Here is a 17,480-nt window from a genome sequence, read left to right as displayed (position 1 = left end):
CATCCATTACATGAGTAGTAACGACAAGACTGCCGTGATCAAACTAATTCCACCGAACGTCAAGACGATGCGCCATTCTGACCAACCGACCATTTCGAAATGGTGATGGATCGGGCTCATCTTAAAGATTCGTTTGCCCGTCGTCTTGAACGAGAGCACTTGCAAGATGACGCTGAGCGTCTCGATGACAAAGATGATACCGACAAAGACGAGCAACAACTCGAGTTTGAGCATGAGGGCGAGACCTGCGACCGCACCGCCGAGGGCGAGCGACCCCGTGTCGCCCATGAAGATTTTTGCCGGATATTTATTGAAGACGAGGAAACCGAGCAAGGCGCCGACGGCACTGAAGGCGAACCAAGCAATTCCGGCTTCGTCTTGCCCGAGGGCATAGATGCCGAAGAAGGCGAACGTCGGGATGGCCGAGAACGAGACGAGACCGTCGAGACCGTCCGTCAAGTTGACCGCGTTCGAGAAACCGACAAGCCAGAAGATGACGATGGCCACATAGAACCAACCCGTTTCAAACGCGATCGAGGTGAACGGGATTTGAATCGTCGTGTCGAGCTCCCCACCGAGTGAGAGGAACCAGACGAACAGGACGGAGACGACGATTTGACCGATCAATTTCTGGAGCGATGTCAAACCGAGGTTACGTTTGTTGACGACTTTGATGTAGTCGTCAAGGAAGCCGATCACACCGAAGGCGAGTGTCACGAACAAGAGCGTCCCGAATCCGGCGACGGCTTCTCCGAAGACGACCGAGACGAGGAATCCGATGATGAGGGCGAGCAAGATGACGATGCCTCCCATCGTCGGAGTGCCTGATTTCTTTTGATGCCAACCCGGACCTTCGTCACGGATTTCTTGGCCAAACTTTAAGTTACGCAGTGCCGGGATGGCCCGCGGCATGACGACCAATACGGTCAATAATGAACTGATTAAGACGATTAAACTGATTAGCATGTTCGTACCTCACTACTCTCTTTATTGAACTAAGCGCTCAAGCGCCAGTCCTCGCGATGCTTTTAACAATATCACAGTCTGGGGGCGTTGATAACTGCCGAGAAGCACTTTCGCTTCCTCGACGGTCGGCACCGTTGTCACGTTCACACGCGGGTCGGTAATGCCGTTCGCAATCCATTTCGCCTTCTCTCCGATGAGCACGCAATCCGTGACCGGGGCCGTGATGACACGGCCGACACTTTCGTGTTGCGTGACTTCATCTGCGCCAAGTTCATACATGTCACCGAGGACGAGGACACGCCGCGTGAACCCTTCAAGTGTTTTCATCGTCTCGATGGCGGCGATCATCGAAGTCGGGCTGGCGTTATAGGCATCATTGATCAAGTGCGCATCACCGAACATCCGCTTCTCCATCCGCATCGATGTCAACTGGACCCGATCGAGTCCGCGTTGGATCGTATCGTGTCCCAATCCGAACTTGAGTCCGCAAGCGATCGCATAGGCGGCGTTGCGGATTTGATGGGCGCCGAGCACTTTCAATTCATATAAGTCGTTGTTGTAACGGAAAATCGAAGCATCGAACGTCGCCTCCACGACCTCGAGCTTCCCGTCAGCCGTCGCCTCATAACCGACGCGGTACCCGCCAGCTTCACTGAGGAGCGGCTCGTCGGCATCGACGATCAAGACGCCATCCGGTTTCAGACCGGCTTTGATCTCGAGTTTCGCCTTCGCGATCCCTTCGCGCCCCCCGACTTGTTCTCCGTGCGACTCTCCGATATTCGTGACGAAAGCGATATCCGGTTTAGCGAGCTTCGACAACAATTCAATTTGACCGAATCCGTTCATCCCCATCTCGAGGACGGCGACTTCCGTATCGCGTGGCATCCGTAACACGGTGAGCGGCAAGCCGACATCCGAGTTGAAATTGCCTGCCGTCTTGTGTGTCTTAAACGTCTCGCCGAGCACGACGGCGATCATATCTTTCGTCGAGGTCTTTCCGTTCGATCCGGTGATGGCGACGACTTTTGGATCAATCTCTGCCAAGTGGCGGGCTGCCGCCTCTTGAAGCGCCTGAAGCGGCGATGCGACCGGAATGGCGACAATCCCTTCCGGCAACGGCCGGTCTTGCTCCCAAAACGTCACGATCGCACCTTGTTTGACGGCAGCCTCGATATAATCGTGTCCATCGACACGCGCCCCGATGATTGGGACGAACAAGCCGTCGGCGTTATCGTCTCGCGAGTCGGTTGCGACGTGGCGCACCTCACGCGTATCATCTGTCTTCATGCCGAACCAAGATGCGAGTGTTTGTATCGTCAACTGTTCCATAACCATTTCCTCCTGTGACAAAGGAAAAGAGAGCCGAGGCCCTCTTCATCCCTTTGCGTTAGTTCGACGGTGACTGGAGCTTCACTTTTAACGTCGCCCCGGTCTTGACGGGCTTGCCTTTCCCAATCGACTGGGACGTGACGAAGCCGGTACCGTCTATTTCTAAATTCAATTGGTAAAGTGTCGCCAACCGTTTCACATCACGGAGCGACCAACCTTTCAAGACCGGCATCTTGAACGACTCATCCGTCTTCAACAGCAAGCGCTCGCCGACGACGTACGGTTGACCCTCGACCGGACTTTGCGCGATGACCGTTTCGCCACTGCCGAGTGACACCGGTGTGAATGCCGCCGCCTTGGCCGCCTTCACCGCCTCGTCACGGCCTTGCCCGACGAATGACTCTGTCGTCTTCGTCGACGCATCGATCGTCTTCGCCTGTTTGTCTGGCTCGACACTCCGGTAACGGAGCGCGACGTCCATCACGTCTTTGAACAGCGGTGCCATGATGCGTGGTCCCGTCGTCGACGAGTCGCTGTTCGGACGGTCGACGGCGATATACATGACGAGTTCTGGATCGTCCTCCGGCGCCATGCCGACGAACGAATGGATATATTGTCCACTCAAATACTTCCCGTTCTCCGCGATTTGCGCGGTCCCGGTTTTCCCGATGACGCGGTAGTTGTCAAGGGCGTACAATTGCCCCGTCCCGACGTCACTATTGACGACGCCGTCAAGTGCTTCCCGCGTCTGTTTTGCCGCTTCGGCCGTGATCGGTTGCCCGACGACTTTCGGATTCGTCGTCCGAATCGTCTCGCCCGTCTCACGGTTCACGACTTTTTTAATGACATGAGGTTGCTTCATCGTCCCATCGGTCGCGATGGCCGACGTCGCTTGCAAGATTTGCATTGGCGTGACGGCCGTCGATTGACCCCATGCTGTGATCAAGACGTTGAGCGGGCTCTCGAAATCGAACTGGCTGTTGACCTCGCCCGGTAAATCGACGCCCGTGCGTTGGTCGAACTTGAACGCTTTGAAATAATCCTCGTAGCGACTGAGTCCGAGCCGTTCGTTCGCCAATATCGAAAAGGCGACGTTCGACGAGTGCCAGACACCTTCTACCATAGGAATCGTACCCCATCCGGTAATGTTGTAATCATTGAATACGGTCTTGCCATACTTATATGAACCCGACTTGTACAGTTCGTTCGGGTTGTAGACACCTTCGTTGATGGCAGCGGCCAACGTGAAGATCTTCATCGTCGACCCCGGCTCGAAGCGGGACGATACCGAGAAGTTGCTGTATGAGCTGATTTCACGCGTGTTCGGATCGAATGATGGGCGGTCCGACAAGGCGATGATTTCGCCGGTCTTCGGGTCCATAATGATCGCCGTCGCGTTCTTCGGCTTGTACTCTTTATACAGCTCTTCCATCTTCGTATCGAGCAGCTGTTGAATGCGGTGATCGATCGTCAGTTGGACGTCCGCCCCATCTTCCGGGTCAACCTTCAATTGCTCGTCACTCGAGACGAGTTGACGGCCGGCCAAATCTTTCTCGAACCGATACAGCCCATACGACTCGCTCAAGACGTCATTGAGTGACTTTTCAATCCCGAGTTCTCCGACGAGTTCGATCCGCCCATTCTGGTCAATCTTTTGGGCGTATCCGACGACGCTTGATGCGAACACTTTGTTCGGATAATAGCGTTTCGGTTCTTCGACGAACGTGATCCCGGGAATCTTGAACGTTTCAATCTCTTCTTTTTGTTCGACCGTCAAATCACGACCCGGCACGCCGAACTCGATTTGTCCACGGTCTTTGTTTTGCTCGAGCCGTTTCAAGATGTCACCTTCCGTCATCGGAAGCACAGTCGCAAGTTGCTTCGCGGCCTCAGGAAACGCTTCGGGCATGAGCGTCTTGTTTTCTACCCGCTCGCCGCCGAGCTTCAACACGGCCACGACTCGGTACGACGGGATGTTGATGGCGATTGGTTGTCCAAACCGATCAAAAATCTCGCCCCGCTCCGCTTTTAACGTACTGACCGCTTTCCAGCGTTCTTCCTCGGCGAAGGCGAGCATGTTTTCCCCTTTGTACGTCTGGAAGACGGACAAATAAAGGAACCAACCGACAAAAAATAAAAAGAGTGGTGTGAAGCAAACAATCGCCACCCACGCCACTCTTTTTTTACTCTGTTGTAGAGAATTCATCAGTCAATCACCTTGACGTTGTTCTCATTGAATTGCATTCCGAGCTTTTCAGCAATCGCATAGATTCTCTCAGGTGAGCTTAGTTGGGCGATCTCATACTTCAATTCTTCATTCTCTTTCGCGATCGTATTCGTCTCTTGTGTGATCAGAGCCGTGTCGCGCATGATGTTGTACGCTTCGTTATGTTTCGATACCGTGATACCACCGAACAAGACAACTGAACAGATCATGGTCGGGTACAGGATGGATTCGAACAAAGTCAACGTACGTCGTTTTGGAGCTGGTATTGGTCGTTCTTGCGGAATCGGATTGCGATTCGGCGAAATTTGAGGCTGCAAAGCCTTGCGAGCAGCTTCTGGCATCAGGTATCCCTCCTACGTACAGTCTATTTTTGTTTTTCTGCGACCCGAAGCTTGGCTGAACGGGCCCGGCGGTTGTCTTCAAGTTCAACGTCCCCGGCCGTGATCGGCTTGCGCGTGATCAACTTCAACTCGGGTTCAAACTCTTTCGGGATGACCGGCAATCCTGGTGGTAACGGCGGATGCTGGCTTCTCTCTTTGAAGACTTGCTTACAAATCCGATCTTCTAACGAGTGGAACGTGATGACACAAATCCGTCCACCGATGGCGAGTAGATCGATCGCGTCTTGGACGGCGCGGTCGAACACGTTCAATTCATCATTGACGGCGATGCGGATCGCCTGGAACGTTCGTTTCGCAGGGTGTCCGCCTTTTCGTCGTGCCGGCGCCGGAATCGCGTCTTTAATCAACTCAACGAGTTCAAACGTCGTCTCGATCGGCTTGACGGCACGGGCTTGCTCGATCTTGCGGGCGATCTGTTTCGAGAATTTCTCTTCCCCGTATGTAAAGAAGATGCGGGCAAGGTCCCCGAACGGCCATTCGTTGACGACATGGTAAGCCGATAGCTCACGCGAACGGTCCATGCGCATATCTAACGGCGCGTCGTAATTGTAGCTAAAGCCACGTTCGGCCTCATCGAGCTGCGGCGAAGACACGCCAAGGTCAAACAATACCCCATCGACCTGGGTGATTCCACGTGCCAGCAGTTCATCTTTCAAATGGACGAAGTTGCTTTTAATGAACGTAACCCGGTCCTCATATGGAGCCAACCGCTCACTCGCGTGCTTGAGCGCGACGTCGTCTTGGTCAAAGGCGTACAGATGGCCTGTCGTCAAACGCTTGACAATCTCTTCGCTGTGACCGGCTCCTCCTAACGTACAATCGACATAAATCCCGTCTGGCTTAATATTCAATCCCTCAATGGACTCCATTTTTAAAACCGTTTCATGCTCAAACATACAAAAACCCTCTCAACCTACATTTTTCAACTATTTTATTACGTTTACTTTATCATAAAAATGTCAAGCGCCGCATAGGTTTTTAGCGAAAAGAGGAAACAAAAAGGTAACAAACAAAAAAGATTCCCTGATTGCTCAGGGAACCATCAAAAAACATTGGTATTTATTTTACAGTTTAACGAGACATCGCTCCGATTCAGACTGTTCGTAGGCGGCAAATAGCCGTTTGAACACATCGAGGCCATGACGATTCAAGAGCGGTACCATCGACCAGATCCGTTCTTGTGGCGCATCCATCGGTAAGAGCCTTGTCGACAGATGAATCCGCCGACTGTTCAACCGATATTGGTCACGTTTCGCCTCGGCCCGCATCTCGTCAGCGAGCCGATCAAGTACGTGTCGCGCCTTGGCGTCAAATCGATGGCCCCGCTTCCCGGCTTCGCGACCGAGCGCTTCCGTGAGCGTTCGATAGGCGTAAAGACTCTGGTCGAACGCCTCGTCATCGAACGTATGGTCCGGCAACGGGTTCGTCAAGTAATCGACGAGCGTCACGCCTTCTTGGGCAAGCTTCTTCTCATCGTTCGTCGAAACGAGGACGGCCCCGAGCCGTGGGATGAGGAGCGGCATGTTCCAACCAAAGAGATGGAACAGCGGGCGCAACTGAAGCCAGTAGGCGATTTCCCCCGGACCGGCGATATAAGCGAGCGTCGGGAACAAGAAGTCTTGCATGAGCGGACGTGACACGACGTTGTTCGAGAACCGCTCCGGGTGCTCCTCGACTTGTTGCAGCAACTCGGCCTCGGTGAATCGATGGCCTCGTTTCGTCGTGAACACCCCGTCTTGTTTCGTCAACAACTCGCGTGTGCCGTCGTGATAGAACAGATGGGCCGCGTCCCGGTTCAAGTCGACGTGTGGCATGCCATCCTCGAAAGCCTCTCGTAGCGCCGTGTTCAGACGATCGTGTTCACGAATCAACCGCTTGAATGCGTCGCGCTCGAGCGCCCGGACTTCCGGTTGGTGCGGGTCGAACAGGATGAAGTCTTCTCCGACGAACCGGCGCATCATCCGCCCGAAAAATTCGGCGAACGAATGGCTCGCTTGGAGCACGGCGACGAGCTCATGATAAAGTGTCGTCGTGTATGGCGTCTCCGTCTCTGATAACAGCACACGCTGTAGCATTTGCACGAGCTCAATTTTCAGTCGATCGAATTCTAACTCCCCGATCGATGCCTTGCCGGCGAGCGGGACCGTCGATAGCGCCTCTTTACGCAATTGCCGCGACAACGGTTGGCTCACGAACACGTGGTTGATTTCCGCATAGTCGTGATCCTCGGTCGCCATCCAAAAGATCGGGATGACCGGTTTGTTCAGTTTCGCTTCTGCCTGTTTGGCTTTTTTGATCACGGTCAACAGTTTATACACCGCGAACAACGGACCACCGAATACCCCGACTTGCTGTCCGGTCACCATCGTCAACGCCTCACCTCGAGCCAACGCGTCGAGCTTTGATTCGAGCGCGGGAGAGATCGGACCGTGGACGGTTTGTTGGTCTCGCAATATAGTTACAAGCGCGGGCAAATGCGTGAACGAACGTCCGGTCAGTTCGTCAGCCCTCGCCTCGAGTTCGTCCATTCCTTTATAGTCCAGCCATTTCGAATAGCCTGTCTCCACCTGCATCATCGGAGACGACGGGGCGTACATGGCATCTAGCGACTCTATCCTCACGTATAACGACTTCCTTTCAAACGATTAATACATCATCTCGCGTGCGATGCCGATCGTGAACAAGACGAAGTGGGCCGGGACGAGCAACAAAAACAATAGGCGCCACCCGTGCACGAACATCTTCGAATAGACGACATCCTTATGACGCACCCGCTGCCAAATAGCGTTGGCAGGGAAGATGGCGGCACAGACGGCTAGCAGCAGCCAGAACACATCGACCCCGACAATCGCCTCGAGCAAAATCCCACACGCGTAGAACCATAGGACCACGCCGGCATCACAGACGAGTTTGAACGTATTAACCGATTTCGGCATAATTTTTCTAAGTATCATATACACCATAAACCAAATGACGAGTGGAAATGAAACGATATACACTAGCACGATACGCTCGCTCCTAAAATTAATTTTTGTAGGACGGGAATGACGGTTAACGTGATGCCTCGCTCGTCGGCCCGTTTCAACAGCGGTGTCAAGATGGCGTCGACCTCGGTCTGGCGCCCTGCTTCGATGTCACGTAACATGGAAGACCGGTTATGGGCCGTTTTTTCAATGATGGTCTCGATATATGTATAAGGCACGTGCCGGTCGAACAATGTGGACAATTCCGCATAGACGGCATCGGCGATGTCACGGCAAGGCGGCGAAGCGACCGCACCATTTTCGACACGACAGAGCGCTGTGATCGGATTGATGATCGCGTTCGCGAATAGCTTCTCGGTGACGACTTGGTCGATGTCTGCTTCCCAGACGACATCGAGTGGAGATGCGTTGAACGACATCTCTTCGAGCGAGCCGAGGCTGCCAATCCGGATGCGCCCGAGCCCGGTATGCTGGAGCCGGTCGCCGTCGCGGCTCACGCCATGTTCGACCACGCCGAGATGAAACCCTCGTTTCCGTGCGTAGTCGAGATGGGCAATCCCGTTCGAACAGATGAAGACGGGCACGTCCCCTGACAATCGTTCCGTCGCCGCCTCGACCTGGTGTGCTTTCGTCGTCACAAAAAAAACGTCCTGCTCCGACTCGACGAGTGTCGTCACCGGACAAAGGCTTACATGAGCCGTCCCGTTCGTGACGCCGATTCGTTCGATCGTCACGGTCGTCGCCTCGTCGACACGGCCATAGAGCGTCACCGTGTAATCCGGTTCGAACAGCGAAGCCATCAGCATGCCGACGGCGCCGTTCCCGATAATCCCAATTCGTTTAATCGGCTTCATTGCCATCCCTCCACGTCTAGTCTGCACTCAAAAGTTTACCACAATCTGTTTCCACGACCCAAAAAGAAAAAAAAGAAGCGATCTCCGAGGAGACCGCTTCTTTTCGCATTATTTGCTTGTTACTTCTTTACCGTTGTAGTGTCCGCAAGATTTGCATACACGGTGAGAAAGCTTCATTTCGCCACAGTTCGGGCACTCGTTCATACCAGGTACGTTGAGTTTGAAGTGAGTACGACGAAGACGTTTGCGAGTTTTCGACGTTCTACGGAATGGTACTGCCATCGTTGTCCACCTCCTTGAAAAGTTAGCCGTTCTCGTCCTCTTTTTTAGAGAACAAGTCGGCGAGGCCCGCGAGGCGCGGGTCAATTTTTGGTTGGTCGTCCGGCTGCTCGTCAATGACGGACCAGCCTTCCCCTTCAACCTGAGTTTTGTCTGTTTCGTTCCCGAAAACTTGCATCGGGACGTCTAACATGATGAGCTCTCTTACGATTGGTCGCAGATCAATCGTATTTCCTTCTGGCAAATTGACATCATCGAATTGCTCCGTATAACGCCCATTCTCCAAAAAGAAAGGCTCGAGCGATTCAATATCAAATTCATAGATGACATCGTCCAACGTACGCGCATCTGGCAACGTCAGGTCACCTTGAACCTTCAAATTGAATGTAACTTGATTAGATGTGAACGACGCATCCCCGTGCACATGCACCGGGCGAATCGAACGGATATCCGGATGGAGCTGAGTAAGCTCTGGTAGTTCGACCATCTCATCGATGGCAAAACTGTCACCCTGGTTTCGTAGCTTAAGTAGCTGTGCAATAGACCACTTCATCCGAATCACCTCAATTGCAACAATATGAATTATAGATAGGCCAACTTGTTTTGTCAATGTTTTTTCTTTACACTAAAATCAGTTGACGACGGCGCTTTGCCAAAGCGTACTTATCCATCTTACACCAATCCAATCGACAATGCAAAGGAGTAATTTTATGCGAAAAACGGCCATCATCGCTGAGTACAACCCGTTCCATAACGGGCATCTCCATCAAGCTGAACGAGCACGGATCGAAACGGGCGCCGATGCCGTCATCGCCGTCATGAGCGCCCAGTTCACCCAACGCGGGGAACCGGCGGCGTTCGACAAATGGAGCCGCGCGAAAGCGGCCGTCCAGACGGGCGCGATTGACCTCGTCGTGGAACTGCCGACCCGTTACGGGGTACAACGTGCCGACCGGTTCGCAAGCGCCGCCGTCGCCATCGCCGAACGCATGCAGTGCCAAACGCTGTCGTTCGGAAGCGAGAGCGGAGACATCACAGCCGTGAAACGGGCCGCGGCCGCAAACATCGAGGCGACGCCAGCTTATCAGACGGCACTAAAAGAAGCGCTTGACCAAGGACGATCCTCGGCCAAAGCGTCGAGTGAGGCGTTCGGTGCGCTCTATCCCGATTTCGACTTGACGCTCCCGAACAATATCCTCGCCTATCACTATGCGAAAGCGGCGACGACGATCGAGCTCCATACGATTCGTCGCCTCGGTGCGGGATACCATGACCCAAGCGTCTCAGACGTCATGTCGGCCACGGGGGTGCGCGGCCACTACTTGGAGACAGGTATGGTCCGGGCCGTCCCTGACGCCACGAGAGCCCTGTTTGCGGACGTGTCGATGGCACACTGGTCACTCTATTGGCCCGTCTTGCAGTACAAGTTACGGACGACCCCGAAAGACGTACTCGACCAACTTGTCGGCATCGACAGTTCGTTATCACCGCGTTTGATTCAAGCCGGTCTCGAGCCGACGTTCGAGCAGGCGCTCGCTCGACTGTTGACGAGACGCTACACTCGGACCGCCATTCAACGTGCTCTCGTCTCTGTTCTCGTCCATTGGCGCCGCGATGAGCTGCCAGAGCGTTTCGATGAGGTGCCTTACGTCCGCCCGCTCGCGTTCAACGCGATTGGACGAACCGTGTTGAAAGGCATAAAAAAAGACGTACCGCTCATGAGCAAGTACCATCCTGACCTTGCGTTCGAAGCTCGAGTGACCGAGGCGTATCGCCTTCCTCTCGGAAATCGGTCACTCGTCGAACACGTACAAACCCCTCAATTCATTGACTCCAAATAATCGATGGCCTCCTCGACCGTCTTGACCGGAACGACTTTGATGTCACTGTCTAGGCGGTCGAGCGATTCCATCGCCTCATCGTAATTTGATCCGTCCGGCACGAAGAAAACCGACGCACCGGCCCGATCGGCGGCGACGATTTTTTGCCACGCCCCGCCGATTGGTCCCACGGTCCCGGTCTCATCGACCGTGCCGGTACCGGCGATCACAGCCCCACCTGTCAAATCACCCGGTGTCAACTGATCAAAGATTTCAAGCGTGAACATAAGACCGGCCGAAGGTCCTCCGACGTTCGTCAGTTCGAACGAGACTTCCGGGACTGTGCGCACGTCTTGAATCGGTAACGGTTCATAAATCCCGAGACCGACCCGGTCGCCGGTCCGGTCGAGCGGCTGGATAAGCGTATCGACCTCAAGCTCCCGTTCATCCCGTTCGAGCGTGACGGACACTTCATCGCCGGCTTCGAACGAAGCGACACGTTCGATGAAGTCGAGACGCGACGCGAACGACTGGCCGTCGATGGCGGTGATCACGTCACCCGGTTTCAAGACGTTCGCCGCGAGCGACCCGCTGATTGGGGCGGAGACATACATCCCTTCGAACGAAACCGTCACGTCGGCGTCCGCCAACTCATAGGCGTATTGAATCGCCGCCTGCTGGGACGATGCCATCAACAGTTCTTGTCTTCGCTCGTAGTCTGCTTCCCCTTCTCCCTCATACAAGTATCGACTGGCCGGGCTGGCATCGGTGAACGGCGTGAACCAACTGCCGACGAGCCAAAGCGGAGTCGCCCGACGTTGCGAGATGGTCACCATCTGTAGCTCGCCGGGTTCTTTGTCCCCGCCTTCGACCGTCATGAATTCTTCAATCGTCGTTGCTTCCCCCGGGTAGGTGATGTAATACGGGAGCGGCACAAACAAGAAAATCAAGACGGCCACGAGCAACCCGAAGCCGATTTTGAGCGACTTCATTGCCCTTGGCTCACTTTATACTTTTGACGCAAGGCGTGCTCGACTTGTTCAGGGACGAGTTCAGCGACGGGCGCCCCGTATTTGGCGACTTCTTTCACGATTGACGAGCTTAGGAACGAATATTGGCTGTTTGTCATCATAAAGAGCGTCTCCACGTTCTCATTCAACTTTTTATTGATGGATGCGATTTGAAGTTCATATTCAAAATCAGAGACGGCCCGAAGGCCCCGGACGATCGTTGCCGCCTCACGCTTCGCTGCATATTCGACGAGCAATCCCCCAAACGCGTCGGCGGTGACGTTCGGCAAATGGGTCGTCACTTCACGGATGAGCGACAAACGCTCTTCTACATTAAACAATGGTGCCTTGCTCGAATTTTCGAGCACGGCGACGATGACTTCGTCGAAGATGGCTGCCGCCCGCTCGATGATATCTAAATGACCGTTCGTAATCGGGTCAAAGCTCCCCGGGCAAATCGCGATACGTTTTGACATGTTCTCACTCCTCGGTCGCCGCATACTCATAGAAGCTGATCGTGATCACGTCCGAGTAGCGCTGCACCTTGATTTTTCCCAACTGCCCGACCTGATCCGGTAACGTCACATCGCTGCCATGTTCGCAGACGACGACCCCGTTGTCCGTCAATAGTCGGTTCGACTCAATGATGTGTAAAAACGGCACATGTTCTTCCGCATGATATGGCGGATCCATAAAAATCAATTTAAACGGCTGTCCTTTTAAGACGAGTTGGTCGAGGACCGACCGGGCGTCTTGTTGTAACACCGTCGCTTTTGACTCATAGTGTGTCGTCTTCAAATTGTCTGTGACCGTCTGGATCGCCTTTCGTTGCTTGTCGACGAACACGGCATGGTCACATCCCCGTGACAACGCCTCAATCCCTAACCCGCCGCTCCCGGCGTATAGGTCAAGCGCATCTCCCCCGGCGAAATAAGGGCCAATGATGTTGAATAATGATTCTTTCACTTTATCTGTGGTCGGTCGTGTCGCCGACCCAGGGACCGCCTTGAGTCGGGTCCCTTTTCGTTCTCCTGAAATCACTCGCATCTCCGTTCTCCTTCACCACAAAAGATGAAGGCGGTGCCGCCTTCATCTTTGTGTTATTTCTGCTTCGATTCGTACGTCTCCGCGACGAACGGCCGCTCACTGCGGACGACCGCTTCGACGAACGGCAACGCGCTCACTTGTTCGAGAATCGCCTCATGTCCATCGAGGTCGGTATACAAGAAGGCGTACTTCTCCCGCTTTGACACGTAATACAGGTTCGCATAGCGACGCAACGCCTTCACTTGCTTCAACGATTGGACGTAGACGACGAACCCGATTCGACCATTCAACTCAAACGTCTCAGATGGCACATCCACAGCTTCCGCCTCCACAACTTCCTCCGCCTGAACATCCGCCTTCATCGAAGAACGGGTTTCCGGTCGGGACTTTGATTTTTGGAGAAACCGAGAAGGCCAACAGCTCACTCACTTCCCCGAGCAGTTTATCTAAACTGCGTTCCGCTTTTTTAAATGCGGCCACTTCTGGCTGGACATCGAGACGCCGTTTGACGAGATGCATCTCTTTTTTAATGCGATCGTGGTCCGGGTGATGTTTCCCGAACCGCTGTACGTACTCGTAATCTTCTTTCATCCGCAAGAACTCACGTTCCACGAGGCGCGCTTCCTCCGATTGGGCTCGCGCTTGTTTCGTGGCGATATATGTTTGGAACGACTCGCTCGCTTCAATCAAATCGGCTAACGATTCCGTTTGATCGAGCAGGGCGATCGTCTGTTCAGTAATAATCATGGCTTTCACCCTTTCTGCCATGATTTTAACACATTTGATTCCCTCTGTAAGCAATCGGCTTTATAATTGAACGTGACTGTGAAGCGTCCAACCAGAAAGGAAGTGAACAGGTGCATCCGTGCACCTCGCTATGAAAAAAGTCTCATTTAACATGATTCGTTCGGCCGGCATCAAGACCGACTATGCGAAACCTGAATATTATTACGACCAGCTCGATAAAGTAAGAGCGGCCGACCTCGTCTTGTTCCCTGAATATTGGATGGTCAACTCGATCATCTACGGACTGAATAAACCGATTTTCCCGTCTCCGGCCACGTATCACCTCGGGCACGATAAGATTGAGATGACGCGCGCCTTCAAGGCGACGTTCCCGCACCGCATCCCGAAGACGCTCATCTACGGGAAAAACCCTTACACGATTGAGCGCGTCTTGGAAGAGTTCGAGTACCCGTTCGTCGCCAAGACGGCCAAGTCGTCGATGGGACAAGGCGTCTGGCTCATCAAGCATGAACAGGACTGGCTCGAATACGTCGACAAGCACGAGACGTTCTACGTCCAGCAATATATCCCGAATGACCGCGACTTACGGATCATCGTCATCGGTGAAGAAGTCGTCGGTTCGTACTGGCGCGTCAGCGAAGCGTTCTTGAACAACGTCGCCCAAGGTGCCCACTTCTCGTATGACGACATCCCGGAAAACGTCGTCGCGGAAGTGCTCGACATCGCCAAGACGCTTCACATCAATCACGCTGCCTTCGACGTCATCATCGCAGACGGTGAATTTTACATTTTAGAGTTCAACGTCTTCTTCGGTTCGGAAGGGCTCCTGCCGCTCGGTGTGAGGCTTACAGACAAGATTGCCCACTACCTCGACACCCAGGCTTGAGGCGTTCATCTTTTTTTCACAATTTGAACACACGTTATTCCAAGAACGTTTTCGAATATGATATGATGACATATGAGGTTTATTAGGGAAAAGGGGGATTATGATGAAATTTGAGCAGTTCCACATCGAGGGAAAAGAGATCCGCTTCGGTTTGCTCGAGACGATCATGGATCATCATCATTTCATCCGTGAAGGCGCTTGGGACTATGAGCGTGCAACGTATGACATGAAGTACGAGAAACAATCGACAGGCGAGACGTTCTACCTTCGCTTACCGGTATATGCGATTGAAGGACAAATCGAGGACCGTCATGCGGTCGTTAAAATGTTGACACCGATTCTCGGAAAACATTACTACCCGCACGGCGTCGAGTACGACGAAGAGTTCCCGGAAGAAATCGTCCGTGATTGCGAGCGTCGTCTTGCCGCACTCGCTGAGACACTCGAAGTAAAACCCCTTGCATAAGCGAAGGGGTTTTTCTTTTGTGCGCTCAAAAAAATGGAGAACCCGGCTGGGGTTCTCCATTTTTTATACTCCGATGACGTTGAGCGTCACATCGACCTGTCCGAGCAACAAGTCGAACTGATCACGCACATACCGATACAAGCGTTCAGCCTCGACGAGCGAGACGGGTGCGATGATTTGATAATCGTATTGCTCTTTCGACAGAGACACGACTTTCACTTCACGCAATCCGAATTCGATCGCGCTGCAAGCGATCAAATCCTCGATCGCCCGTTCGGCAATCGTCACATCTCCGTAGGAATAATCATTTCCGATGACAGCCATCGTATCATTCATCTTCTTCACTCCTTTTCTGCCGCGAGTACTAACACGTCCTCCATAATGGTTTCGATGTCGACAGGTTTTTCTCCTGCCGTCGCCATTTGGGCGACCGCGCGCACGTCATGCTTGCGATCGATGATATACATCGTCGTCGCATGCGTGACGAGACCACTGTTCGCTTTCGAATAGTAGAACTGAAGCTGACGCGTGATACGGTCGATATCGGCTTTGTCTCCGGTCAACATCTTCCAGCCCGTCGGTTCGGCTTGGAACGCCGCCCCGTAGTTCTCTAAGACGGGGACCGTATCGACTTCCGGGTCGACCGTGATGGCGACGAGCTCAACGTCCGTCCCGTATAGATCGTTCGCTTTCAGCTCTTGCTCGAGCTTCATGAAGTCGCGCAACGTGAGCGGACAAATGTCCGGGCAGTTCGTGTAAAAGAACGTGACGATTTTAACTTTACCGTTGTCCGAATTGTACGACTGACCGTCGAGCGCGTTCGTCAACGTGAACGGGGTCGGCTCTTGGATGACGGGCAAGTCCTCTTCTTTAAAGAATAAGAAGTACGAGGCCACGCCGATTGCCACCAAAATGGCGACCGTCAAACCGACCGTCATATAGCTATTCCGTTTCATCCTCTTCCCCCTCTCTCGATTCACCCACCGATAATGGCACGGAAGACGTTCGTCGTCTCACCTGGGTCATAGGCGACGTAGAGGAGGACGTATACCGTCACCCCTGTGATTGCCGTAAAGAACCAGACGACCGAAGCTTTCGGTCCGATTTTTCGGTGTTTCTCGACTTTGTTTTTATAGCCGAGGTAAAGCGTGATCAAGCCGAGGACCCCGCCTGTCGTCGCGAGTAAGATATGGAAGATCATGAACGCCAAGTAGTATGGCTTCACTGAATCAGGTCCGCCGAAGGCGGTATTGCCGACAAAAATCGTACGCGAGACGTAAAGAATGAAGAATGTTGTCGCGGCAATCGCGGCAGCCGTCATGACTTTTTTATGTTTGTCGACGTTGCGACGATCACGCGCGATGATCGTCCATCCGATTGCGACTAAAATAGCACTGATGACAATGAATGTCACACTGATCAAGGCAAGATAGTTCATCGTAGTTTCCCCTTTGACTTAGTTCATTTTTTCTCTTTTGGTTCTTGCGGTGTGAACGACATGCCTTCATCGAGCGCAAGCGATTTTGTCCGGCGCACCCAGCCGAAGAACGTCCAGCCGAAGAAGAAACCGTAGACAACTTCTTGACCGAGCTTCATCAATACCCCACCGAAGCGTTGGTCTTCAAGGGCGCTGTTCGTCGCGCCCATGAGCGCGTTCAAATCAAGGCCGGATACGTCCCCGTTCGGCATACAGTAGCCGAGCACGGTCGCAAACGTTTCTGCGTCTGTATAGGCGTCATACAAGATGCCTTGGCTGAAGATGATGAACGCACACGCCGGCGTCAACAACACCCCGTTCGCGATGATGTATACCATCCGCTTCAAATCAGACATGCCTTCCTCTTCTTCCGAGAGGAATGGTGCAATGACCGGATACCACATCGTCAAACTGAAGACGACGAGAGCGCCGTGGAAGATGCGATGCACACCATAGTTCGTCAACACGTAGTCAAAAATGAATGGCATATGGTAGAACGTGAATAATGCATTGAACAAAACGAGTGCGATCAAAGGTTTTGTCATAAATTTGAGCGTCGGCCCAATCACCTTATAGCTAAATAATTTTTCAAACACCCAATATGGCATCCCGTACACGACGAGCGCCGGTGCGAGCACGTAGACGAGCACCATCTGTAACATATGCACCGAGAAGATGATATGCGCGAGCACATCGACCGGGCTACCGAAACCGATGTAATACAATAAAATAGCGGATAACATGCTGAACTTTTGTAGCAACGTGGTCGACTCGTACCCTCGCTTCGCCATGCTCTCTGTGACGACCGCATAGAGGACGTACAACCCTACCATCAACAATCCGAACCATGGACTCCAAAGCGTCGTCCAATCGAACTGTTTGAGTAGCTCTGATGTATTCCAGAGCATCCCTTCACCCCTTTTCTTTCTCTCCCAAACCGATGAAACCGTTCACTTCAAGATTACTATTCCTTTATTTTTGAAGTAA

General features: G+C 53.2%; 22 protein-coding genes. 3 read left to right on the top strand and 19 right to left on the bottom strand.

Features of this window, described 5'->3' with window-relative positions; genetic code table 11:
• Positions 1 to 6: 6 nt before the first annotated feature.
• The 10 genes from mraY to KNP02_RS04855 all read right to left on the bottom strand — a co-directional run bounded on the left by mraY (position 7) and on the right by KNP02_RS04855 (position 9,593).
• Positions 7 to 966 carry a phospho-N-acetylmuramoyl-pentapeptide-transferase gene (gene mraY / locus KNP02_RS04900; RefSeq protein WP_034777072.1) on the bottom strand — a complete coding sequence of 320 codons (960 nt, stop codon included), beginning with the start codon at positions 964 to 966 and terminating at the stop codon, positions 7 to 9.
• Positions 967 to 987: 21 nt separating this feature from the next.
• Positions 988 to 2,295 (bottom strand): UDP-N-acetylmuramoyl-tripeptide--D-alanyl-D-alanine ligase, encoded by a 1,308-nt coding sequence (locus KNP02_RS04895; protein ID WP_251129131.1) that lies wholly within the window; start codon positions 2,293 to 2,295, stop codon positions 988 to 990.
• Positions 2,296 to 2,353: 58 nt separating this feature from the next.
• Positions 2,354 to 4,462: a penicillin-binding transpeptidase domain-containing protein gene (locus tag KNP02_RS04890; RefSeq protein WP_353047344.1), complete on the bottom strand. Its 2,109-nt coding sequence runs from the start codon at positions 4,460 to 4,462 to the stop codon at positions 2,354 to 2,356.
• 38 nt (positions 4,463 to 4,500) lie between these two features.
• A complete protein-coding gene (gene ftsL, locus KNP02_RS04885) occupies positions 4,501 to 4,863 on the bottom strand; it encodes a cell division protein FtsL (protein ID WP_235420168.1) in 363 nt (120 codons plus the stop codon).
• A 23-nt stretch (positions 4,864 to 4,886) separates the two neighbouring features.
• On the bottom strand, positions 4,887 to 5,819 hold the full coding sequence (rsmH, locus tag KNP02_RS04880; protein WP_034777067.1) for a 16S rRNA (cytosine(1402)-N(4))-methyltransferase RsmH: 933 nt from the start codon (positions 5,817 to 5,819) through the stop codon (positions 4,887 to 4,889).
• A 168-nt stretch (positions 5,820 to 5,987) separates the two neighbouring features.
• The gene (bshC, locus tag KNP02_RS04875; RefSeq protein ID WP_353047343.1) at positions 5,988 to 7,544 is read right to left on the bottom strand and encodes a bacillithiol biosynthesis cysteine-adding enzyme BshC; all 1,557 of its coding nucleotides are present in this window, start codon (positions 7,542 to 7,544) and stop codon (positions 5,988 to 5,990) included.
• A 24-nt stretch (positions 7,545 to 7,568) separates the two neighbouring features.
• A complete protein-coding gene (locus KNP02_RS04870) occupies positions 7,569 to 7,928 on the bottom strand; it encodes a DUF3397 domain-containing protein (protein WP_214707392.1) in 360 nt (119 codons plus the stop codon).
• Positions 7,922 to 8,761 (bottom strand): 2-dehydropantoate 2-reductase, encoded by an 840-nt coding sequence (locus tag KNP02_RS04865; RefSeq protein WP_214707390.1) that lies wholly within the window; start codon positions 8,759 to 8,761, stop codon positions 7,922 to 7,924. Before KNP02_RS04865 ends, KNP02_RS04870 begins: the two co-directional genes overlap by 7 nt.
• A gap of 108 nt (positions 8,762 to 8,869) precedes the next feature.
• Positions 8,870 to 9,043 (bottom strand): 50S ribosomal protein L32, encoded by a 174-nt coding sequence (gene rpmF / locus KNP02_RS04860; RefSeq protein WP_015881300.1) that lies wholly within the window; start codon positions 9,041 to 9,043, stop codon positions 8,870 to 8,872.
• A 22-nt stretch (positions 9,044 to 9,065) separates the two neighbouring features.
• A complete protein-coding gene (locus KNP02_RS04855; RefSeq protein ID WP_034777064.1) occupies positions 9,066 to 9,593 on the bottom strand; it encodes a YceD family protein in 528 nt (175 codons plus the stop codon).
• Between the two features lie 157 nt (positions 9,594 to 9,750).
• Between KNP02_RS04855 and KNP02_RS04850 the strand changes: the two genes are divergently transcribed.
• Positions 9,751 to 10,881, top strand: a complete 1,131-nt coding sequence (locus tag KNP02_RS04850; RefSeq protein WP_214707388.1) for a tRNA(Met) cytidine acetate ligase — start codon at positions 9,751 to 9,753, stop codon at positions 10,879 to 10,881.
• On the opposite strand, the gene KNP02_RS04845 is transcribed toward KNP02_RS04850, so the two are convergent.
• The 5 genes from KNP02_RS04845 to KNP02_RS04825 are packed head-to-tail and all read right to left on the bottom strand — an operon-like array spanning position 10,860 to position 13,664.
• Entirely contained in the window at positions 10,860 to 11,852 is a 993-nt protein-coding gene (locus KNP02_RS04845; RefSeq protein WP_214707387.1) for a SepM family pheromone-processing serine protease, read from the bottom strand. The two genes, KNP02_RS04850 and KNP02_RS04845, sit on opposite strands and share 22 nt — an antisense overlap.
• Positions 11,849 to 12,346, bottom strand: coding sequence for a pantetheine-phosphate adenylyltransferase (gene coaD, locus KNP02_RS04840; protein WP_214707385.1), 498 nt, complete (start codon positions 12,344 to 12,346; stop codon positions 11,849 to 11,851). Before coaD ends, KNP02_RS04845 begins: the two co-directional genes overlap by 4 nt.
• A 4-nt stretch (positions 12,347 to 12,350) precedes the next feature.
• Positions 12,351 to 12,917, bottom strand: a complete 567-nt coding sequence (gene rsmD, locus KNP02_RS04835) for a 16S rRNA (guanine(966)-N(2))-methyltransferase RsmD (protein ID WP_138859659.1) — start codon at positions 12,915 to 12,917, stop codon at positions 12,351 to 12,353.
• Positions 12,918 to 12,970: 53 nt separating this feature from the next.
• Positions 12,971 to 13,234 carry a DUF2129 domain-containing protein gene (locus KNP02_RS04830; protein ID WP_021067029.1) on the bottom strand — a complete coding sequence of 88 codons (264 nt, stop codon included), beginning with the start codon at positions 13,232 to 13,234 and terminating at the stop codon, positions 12,971 to 12,973.
• Positions 13,218 to 13,664 carry a YlbF/YmcA family competence regulator gene (locus KNP02_RS04825; RefSeq protein WP_034777059.1) on the bottom strand — a complete coding sequence of 149 codons (447 nt, stop codon included), beginning with the start codon at positions 13,662 to 13,664 and terminating at the stop codon, positions 13,218 to 13,220. The genes KNP02_RS04830 and KNP02_RS04825 overlap by 17 nt, the downstream gene beginning before the upstream one ends.
• Positions 13,665 to 13,815: 151 nt before the next feature.
• On the opposite strand from KNP02_RS04825, the gene KNP02_RS04820 reads away from it, so the two are divergent.
• Positions 13,816 to 14,550: an ATP-grasp domain-containing protein gene (locus tag KNP02_RS04820; protein ID WP_251129130.1), complete on the top strand. Its 735-nt coding sequence runs from the start codon at positions 13,816 to 13,818 to the stop codon at positions 14,548 to 14,550.
• Between the two features lie 103 nt (positions 14,551 to 14,653).
• The gene (locus KNP02_RS04815) at positions 14,654 to 15,016 is read left to right on the top strand and encodes a YugN family protein (RefSeq protein WP_021067026.1); all 363 of its coding nucleotides are present in this window, start codon (positions 14,654 to 14,656) and stop codon (positions 15,014 to 15,016) included.
• 63 nt (positions 15,017 to 15,079) lie between these two features.
• Here KNP02_RS04815 and KNP02_RS04810 read toward each other — a convergent pair whose 3' ends face one another.
• The 4 genes from KNP02_RS04810 to KNP02_RS04795 are packed head-to-tail and all read right to left on the bottom strand — an operon-like array spanning position 15,080 to position 17,401.
• Positions 15,080 to 15,352: a hypothetical protein gene (locus KNP02_RS04810; protein WP_128122992.1), complete on the bottom strand. Its 273-nt coding sequence runs from the start codon at positions 15,350 to 15,352 to the stop codon at positions 15,080 to 15,082.
• A gap of 5 nt (positions 15,353 to 15,357) precedes the next feature.
• Positions 15,358 to 15,972 carry an SCO family protein gene (locus tag KNP02_RS04805; protein WP_034777051.1) on the bottom strand — a complete coding sequence of 205 codons (615 nt, stop codon included), beginning with the start codon at positions 15,970 to 15,972 and terminating at the stop codon, positions 15,358 to 15,360.
• Between the two features lie 20 nt (positions 15,973 to 15,992).
• Entirely contained in the window at positions 15,993 to 16,454 is a 462-nt protein-coding gene (locus KNP02_RS04800) for a DUF420 domain-containing protein (protein WP_034777049.1), read from the bottom strand.
• A 23-nt stretch (positions 16,455 to 16,477) separates the two neighbouring features.
• Positions 16,478 to 17,401 (bottom strand): cytochrome c oxidase assembly protein, encoded by a 924-nt coding sequence (locus KNP02_RS04795; protein ID WP_034777047.1) that lies wholly within the window; start codon positions 17,399 to 17,401, stop codon positions 16,478 to 16,480.
• Positions 17,402 to 17,480: the final 79 nt, after the last annotated feature.

Origin of the sequence: Exiguobacterium sp. s40, from assembly GCF_018617905.1 — a bacterium.
GTDB classification, from domain to species: domain Bacteria; phylum Bacillota; class Bacilli; order Exiguobacteriales; family Exiguobacteriaceae; genus Exiguobacterium; species Exiguobacterium mexicanum_A.
This window is presented reverse-complemented; position numbering and strand designations above follow the sequence as displayed.

Excerpts from the sequence above, each read along its gene's own strand:
- mraY (WP_034777072.1), bottom strand. The coding sequence starts at position 966 with ATGCTAATCAGTTTAATCGTCTTAATCAGTTCATTATTGACCGTATTG.
- KNP02_RS04895 (WP_251129131.1), bottom strand. The coding sequence starts at position 2,295 with ATGGAACAGTTGACGATACAAACACTCGCATCTTGGTTCGGCATGAAG.
- ftsL (WP_235420168.1), bottom strand. The coding sequence starts at position 4,863 with ATGCCAGAAGCTGCTCGCAAGGCTTTGCAGCCTCAAATTTCGCCGAAT.
- rsmH (WP_034777067.1), bottom strand. The coding sequence starts at position 5,819 with ATGTTTGAGCATGAAACGGTTTTAAAAATGGAGTCCATTGAGGGATTG.
- KNP02_RS04865 (WP_214707390.1), bottom strand. The coding sequence starts at position 8,761 with ATGAAGCCGATTAAACGAATTGGGATTATCGGGAACGGCGCCGTCGGC.
- rpmF (WP_015881300.1), bottom strand. The coding sequence starts at position 9,043 with ATGGCAGTACCATTCCGTAGAACGTCGAAAACTCGCAAACGTCTTCGT.
- KNP02_RS04855 (WP_034777064.1), bottom strand. The coding sequence starts at position 9,593 with ATGAAGTGGTCTATTGCACAGCTACTTAAGCTACGAAACCAGGGTGAC.
- KNP02_RS04850 (WP_214707388.1), top strand. The coding sequence starts at position 9,751 with ATGCGAAAAACGGCCATCATCGCTGAGTACAACCCGTTCCATAACGGG.
- KNP02_RS04845 (WP_214707387.1), bottom strand. The coding sequence starts at position 11,852 with ATGAAGTCGCTCAAAATCGGCTTCGGGTTGCTCGTGGCCGTCTTGATT.
- coaD (WP_214707385.1), bottom strand. The coding sequence starts at position 12,346 with ATGTCAAAACGTATCGCGATTTGCCCGGGGAGCTTTGACCCGATTACG.
- rsmD (WP_138859659.1), bottom strand. The coding sequence starts at position 12,917 with ATGCGAGTGATTTCAGGAGAACGAAAAGGGACCCGACTCAAGGCGGTC.
- KNP02_RS04825 (WP_034777059.1), bottom strand. The coding sequence starts at position 13,664 with ATGATTATTACTGAACAGACGATCGCCCTGCTCGATCAAACGGAATCG.
- KNP02_RS04820 (WP_251129130.1), top strand. The coding sequence starts at position 13,816 with ATGATTCGTTCGGCCGGCATCAAGACCGACTATGCGAAACCTGAATAT.
- KNP02_RS04815 (WP_021067026.1), top strand. The coding sequence starts at position 14,654 with ATGAAATTTGAGCAGTTCCACATCGAGGGAAAAGAGATCCGCTTCGGT.
- KNP02_RS04810 (WP_128122992.1), bottom strand. The coding sequence starts at position 15,352 with ATGAATGATACGATGGCTGTCATCGGAAATGATTATTCCTACGGAGAT.
- KNP02_RS04805 (WP_034777051.1), bottom strand. The coding sequence starts at position 15,972 with ATGAAACGGAATAGCTATATGACGGTCGGTTTGACGGTCGCCATTTTG.
- KNP02_RS04800 (WP_034777049.1), bottom strand. The coding sequence starts at position 16,454 with ATGAACTATCTTGCCTTGATCAGTGTGACATTCATTGTCATCAGTGCT.
- KNP02_RS04795 (WP_034777047.1), bottom strand. The coding sequence starts at position 17,401 with ATGCTCTGGAATACATCAGAGCTACTCAAACAGTTCGATTGGACGACG.